Genomic DNA, 237 nt, shown 5'->3' on the forward strand with positions numbered 1-237 from the left:
AGAGGACGGAGCTGACGCTGCTCGTGACGTACTGCTGGCCGGCGAAGAGCAGCGCGTTCGCACCGCCGGTGATGAACAGCGCGCCGAAGACGACGACGAGGAGGTCGCTTCGTGAGCGCGGGAGCCACCGGTCGCCGTCGCCCGCGAGGATCGCGGCCGCGGGAACGGCGATGATGCCAGCGATGAGGAGGCGGAGGGACGCGAAGAAGACGGGTGCGTCCGGGAGAGCGTTCAGAC

General features: G+C 69.6%; 1 protein-coding gene. It reads right to left on the bottom strand.

Features of this window, described 5'->3' with window-relative positions; all coding sequences use genetic code 11:
* On the bottom strand, positions 1–237 hold a 237-nt coding region (locus HKX41_13360; GenBank protein NNC25122.1), incomplete at both ends, for an EamA family transporter.

The organism is Salifodinibacter halophilus, assembly GCA_012999515.1.
Lineage (GTDB): Bacteria > Pseudomonadota > Gammaproteobacteria > Nevskiales > Salinisphaeraceae > Salifodinibacter > Salifodinibacter halophilus.